Source organism: Streptomyces sp. NPDC057654 (assembly GCF_042800135.1).
GTDB lineage: Bacteria > Actinomycetota > Actinomycetes > Streptomycetales > Streptomycetaceae > Streptomyces.
This window is the reverse complement of the sequence record NZ_JBHVHQ010000634.1, coordinates 1-5,015: the sequence shown is the minus strand read 5'-3', so window position 1 is coordinate 5,015 and position 5,015 is coordinate 1. Positions and strand designations below refer to the sequence as shown.

Here is a 5,015-nt window from a genome sequence, read left to right as displayed (position 1 = left end):
GCCTCCCTGATCTGGCTGGACGAGGAGAAGCAGCCGCCGGTGGGCGAGTTGCGGGACTGGCTCGTGGACCATTTCGTCGCCATGCTGACGGCGACCTCGGCGAGCGACGAGCAGACGGCGCGCGTCACGCGCGCCGCCCTCGCCCTGGAACTCCCGGACGGCGCGGCCGGGAGGCTGGCCCGCGCCGTCATACCGGTGGTGGCCGACGCCTCTCACCTGCTCTGACACGCGTACGGGCGTGAGCCGGCCCCGGCCGTACGGGTTGGGGCTCACCCTCACTCAGCAGTACGTCGCTCCCGCAGCAGCACCGCGACCGCCCCCGCCCCCACGACCAGCACCACCGCGCTGAACACGAAAGCCGTCCGGTACCCCCGGACGGCCGCCGCGGGGCCGGTCCCGGCGGCGGTGACGAGCGTCGCGAGAATGGCGGAGCCGAGGGCTCCGGCGATCTCGCTGAAGGAGTTGAGCACCGCGCCCGCCGTGCCGCTGTCGCGCTCCTCCACCCGGTCCAGCGCGGTGGCCGAGGCCGCGGAGAACATCGCCCCGACGCCCGCACTGAGCACCAGCAGGCCGGGCAGCACGGCCGTCAGGTAGTCCCCTTCCCCGCCGACCCGCGCGAGCAGCAGCACGCCGAGCGCGGCGACGGCGAGCCCGCCGGTGATCAGCGGCAGCGGCCCGGTGCGGGGCAGCAGGCGTCCGCCGAGGGCGGCGGCGACGGCCATTCCGGCCGAGTACGGGAGCGAGGACACCCCCGTGGCCAGGGCGGACATGCCCAGGTCGCGCTGGAGGTAGTAGCTCAGGAGCAGGAAGATCCCGGTGACGGCCAGCCCGCCGAGGCCCACCGCGAGCATCCCCGCCACGCGCCGCCGGTCGGCCAGGACGCGCGGCGGCAGCAGCGGATCGCTCCCGCACAGCTGAAGCCGTACGAACAGCACGAGCAGGATCAGCGCGGCCGCGAAACTCCCCCACGCCCACGCCGAGTTCCAGCCGTGTTCCTGGGCGGCGCTGACCCCGTACACGAGACTGCCCAGGCCGAGCGCGGCGGTCAGCGCGCCGGGCAGGTCGTAGCGGCGCGCGCCGTCGGTGCGGCTCTCGTCGAGTACGCGCAAGGCGGCCAGCGCCGCGCACAGCGCGAACGGCGCGGCGATGAACATGCACCAGCGCCAGGAGGCCAGCGCGGTCAGGGCGCCGCCCGCGATCAGCCCGGCCGCGGAACCGGCCCCGAAGACGGCTCCGTAGCAGCCGAACGCCTTCGCCCGGTCGGCGGGATCGCTGAAGGCGGTGGAGAGCAGGGCCAGCGCGGCGGGGGCGAGCAGGGCGGCGGAGGCGCCCTGTCCGGCGCGCATGGCGAAGAACATCGGGCCGTTCACGGCGAGCCCGCCGACCGTGGAGCAGACGGCGAACCCGGCGAGCCCGACGACGAAGGCGCGGCGGCGCCCGGTGTGGTCGGCGACCCGGCCGCCGAGCAGCAGGAGCGCGCCGAAGGCCAGCATGTAGCTGGTCACGCCCCATTGGCGGGTCGGTTCGGAGATGTGCAGGGCGCGCTGCACGGACGGCATGGCGACATTCATGATCGAGGCGTCGAGGACGACGAGCAGCTGCGCGAGGCAGATGACGGCGACGCCGAGCCACCTGCGGCGGCGTTCGGGCAGGGGGGAATGCGCGAGGAAGGGATGCATGGATCTTCGTTCCATCGGCGTGACGGCGCGCGGGCGCTGCCACGGCAAGGCGTGCGGGGGACGCGGACGTGATGGAGACGGGTATCCGAACGCGATACGGATACGGGAAGCCGCGAGAAGACGCGTGCGTCAGACGCCGGAAGCCATCACGGGCCGACGACTGGAGATCCACACCAGGCCCGCCGGCCGGCGGTCGATGGCCCGGCGGCCGCGGCGGAATCCGGCCATGCCGAAGCGGACCGCGCGCTCGGCGCGGCCTGTCGCCTCGGACATCAGAAGGACCGGCATGGACATCATGCTATCTCCGTGTTCGATACAGCCGTCGAGCGACCGCCGAGGGGCCGTCGCCCCGCGCATCGCGGAGACTGGTGCGGTGAGAAGCGAAGACACCCTGTTCGTGGGCGGGCCCCTGGACGGGCGCGTACTGCCGGTGCTGGTGGGGGCCACCGGGCAGCCGCCGAAGTCGTACGAGATCCCGGTGCCGAACGACGACGGCCGGCCGCCGACCGTCCATGTCTATCTGCGGGCTCCGGCCGGTACGACGAAGCGGCTGGGGCTGCCGAGGGGCTGGCGGTACGAGTACGCACCCGAGGGCCGGCCGCCGCGCGGCCTGAAGTGGCCGTGGACGCGGAGCGGTTGACCGCGGGTAACCGAACCGCCCGAGGTTTGGTCCGGACCATTGACACCAGTGGTCCAGACCGGTTTGCTGCTTGACCAGAGGGGTCCGCCTTGGCGAACTCCCTGGCTCCGAGTCCGAAGGCCCCGCGCCTGCCGCGCCCTGGGCCCGGACCGGGGCCGGTCCCTCCCCTGCGAGGGCGGTCCCCTCTCCCCACCGCTCGACCGGCACGCCCCCACCACCCGTACCGCCGTCGACAACAAGGAGCACCCCCCATGCCCCTGCGCGAGAGAACGCTGTCCGCCTCGCTGGCGGCCGTCGCCGCCACCGCTCTGCTGTCCACCGCCGCCTACCTCCCCACCGCCCACGCGGCCGAGGGCCCCGCCACCGCTCGTACGACGGCCGCCAGGACTGCGAAAGCCGCCGCCCTCCCCGAGCACGCGCTCGTCGGCTATCTCCACGCCAGCTTCGCCAACGGCTCCGGCTATGTGCGGATGGCCGACGTCCCCGACAGCTGGGACGTCATCGACCTGGCCTTCGGCGAGCCGACCTCCACCACCTCCGGCGACATCCGCTTCAACCGCTGCCCCAAGAGCGAGTGTCCGAATGTGGAGTCGGAGGACGAATTCAGGGCCGCGATCAAGGCCAAGCAAGCGGCCGGCAAGAAGGTGCTCATCTCCATCGGCGGCCAGAACGGCCAGGTGCGGCTGACCACGGCCGCCGCCCGCGACGCCTTCGTCAAGTCCGTCGGCGCGATCATCGACCGGTACGGGCTGGACGGCCTGGACATCGACTTCGAGGGCCACTCCCTCTCCCTGAACACCGGCGACACCGACTTCAAGAACCCCAAGACCCCCGTCATCGTGAACCTGATCTCGGCGGTCAAGACCCTGAAGGCCAAGTACGGCGCGGGCTTCACGCTCACCATGGCGCCGGAGACGTTCTTCGTGCAGCTCGGCTACCAGTACTACGGCTCCGGCAAGTGGGGCGGCCAGGACCCGCGCGCGGGCGCGTACCTGCCGGTCATCCACGCGCTGCGCGACGACCTCACCCTGCTGCACGTACAGGACTACAACTCCGGCCCGATCACCGGGCTCGACAACCAGTACCACACCATGGGCGGCGCGGACTTCCACATCGCGATGACCGACATGCTGCTCACCGGCTTTCCCGTCGCGGGCGACAAGAACAACGTCTTCCCCGCCCTGAAGCCCTCCCAGGTCGCCATCGGGCTGCCCGCGAGCCCGACCGCGGGCAACGGGCACACCGCGCCCGGCGAGGTGAACAAAGCGCTCGACTGCCTGACCAGGAAGACCTCGTGCGGCGGCTACGCCACCCACGGGACCTGGCCCGCGCTGCGCGGGCTGATGGCCTGGTCGGTGAACTGGGACTCCTTCAACAAGCGGGAGTTCTCCAAGAACTTCGACGCCTACTACAAGCGCTGACGCCCCTCGGCTACCGCTGGTCAGGTGACGCGAAGGCGGCCATTCAGTGGCGAGGTCGGGCGGAATCGCCCGTACCACTGCCATTAATAGCATTGGTCATGGCACGATCCCTTCCTGGGCCAAATGATCTAGGCCACTGATCTAGCCCACTCATGGAGGTAATCGTGTCCGGACGGTTCGTACGGTCGGTGTGCACGGCGGCGGTGGTCGCCACGGCGGCGTTCGCACTGCCCGCGCCCATGGCCTTCGCGTCACCGAAGGACCCGCCGGACACCTCGGTCAGCGAGCTCCTCACCCAGCTCCAGACGCTGTACCAGAAGGCCGAGGAGGCCACCGAGACGTACAACGGCACCGAGGAGAAGCTGAAGACGCAGCGGGCCCGGGTCGACAAGCTCAACAGCGAGCTCGCCGACGTCCGGGTCGCGCTCGCCAACAGCAGGAACGACGCCGGGCGGCTCGCCCGCGAGCAGTACCGCGGCGGCACCGGCGCCCTCTCCCCGTACGTGCGGTTCCTGCTCAGCCGCTCCCCGCAGGACGCCGTGGACCAGGAGCACCAGCTCAAGCGCGAGGCCGGCCGGCGGGACGCGATGATCAAGCGGCTGACCGGCGGCGAGCAGCAGGCCGACCAGCTGGCGACCGACGCGCTGGCCGCCCTCGACGTCCAGGAGACGCTCGCGGCCACTCAGAAGAAGCAGCGCGACACGGTCAAGGAGCGGCTCGCCGAGGTCGAGAAGATGCTCGCGTCGCTGACGGGCGATCAGCTCGCCGAGCTCCAGCGGCTGGAGCAGAAGGACGTCGGCGAGGCGCAGGAGAAGCTGATGGCGAGCGGCTCGCTGGGCAGGTCGTCGCGGGCCCCCTCGAAGGACGGCCAGGCAGCCGTGGCGTACGCGTTCAAGCAGCTCGGCAAGCCGTATGTGTGGGGCGCGACCGGGCCGGACTCCTTCGACTGCTCGGGCCTCACCTCGCAGGCGTGGGCGCACGCGGGCGACCCGATCCCGCGGACCAGCCAGGAGCAGTGGAAGTCGCTGCCGCGGGTGCCGCTGAACGAGCTGCGCCCCGGCGACCTCGTCGTCTACTTCAAGGGCGCGACCCACGTCGCGATGTACATAGGGGACGGGCTGGTGGTACAGGCGCCGCGGCCCGGCGCGAAGGTGAAGGTGTCGCCCATAGCGGCGAACCCGCTGCTCGGCGCCGTACGCCCGGACCAGGGCAAGGAGCCGGTGAAGGGCTACAAGCCGCCGCGGCTGCCGGCGGGCGCGGCGGCCGGTTCGGACA

General features: G+C 71.8%; 4 protein-coding genes and 2 pseudogenes. 4 read left to right on the top strand and 2 right to left on the bottom strand.

Annotation, left to right across the window (positions count from 1 at the left end):
- Positions 1-225: pseudogene (locus ACFU99_RS32465) on the top strand (TetR/AcrR family transcriptional regulator); the annotation flags it as partial.
- Positions 226-275: 50 nt separating this feature from the next.
- On the opposite strand, the gene ACFU99_RS32460 reads toward ACFU99_RS32465, so the two are convergent.
- Positions 276-1,679, bottom strand: coding sequence for an MFS transporter (locus ACFU99_RS32460; protein WP_384398848.1), 1,404 nt, complete (start codon positions 1,677-1,679; stop codon positions 276-278).
- A 129-nt stretch (positions 1,680-1,808) separates the two neighbouring features.
- Positions 1,809-1,967 carry a hypothetical protein gene (locus ACFU99_RS32455; RefSeq protein ID WP_384398846.1) on the bottom strand — a complete coding sequence of 53 codons (159 nt, stop codon included), beginning with the start codon at positions 1,965-1,967 and terminating at the stop codon, positions 1,809-1,811.
- Between the two features lie 85 nt (positions 1,968-2,052).
- On the opposite strand from ACFU99_RS32455, the gene ACFU99_RS32450 reads away from it, so the two are divergent.
- The 3 genes and pseudogenes from ACFU99_RS32450 to ACFU99_RS32440 all read left to right on the top strand — a co-directional run.
- A complete protein-coding gene (locus tag ACFU99_RS32450; protein ID WP_384398844.1) occupies positions 2,053-2,319 on the top strand; it encodes a hypothetical protein in 267 nt (88 codons plus the stop codon).
- 404 nt (positions 2,320-2,723) lie between these two features.
- Positions 2,724-3,740: pseudogene (locus ACFU99_RS32445) on the top strand (chitinase); the annotation flags it as partial.
- A 164-nt stretch (positions 3,741-3,904) separates the two neighbouring features.
- Positions 3,905-5,015: NlpC/P60 family protein (locus ACFU99_RS32440; protein ID WP_384398842.1), on the top strand; the 1,111-nt coding region annotated here is incomplete at its 3' end.

Excerpts from the sequence above, each read along its gene's own strand:
- ACFU99_RS32460 (WP_384398848.1), bottom strand. The coding sequence starts at position 1,679 with ATGCATCCCTTCCTCGCGCATTCCCCCCTGCCCGAACGCCGCCGCAGG.
- ACFU99_RS32455 (WP_384398846.1), bottom strand. The coding sequence starts at position 1,967 with ATGCCGGTCCTTCTGATGTCCGAGGCGACAGGCCGCGCCGAGCGCGCG.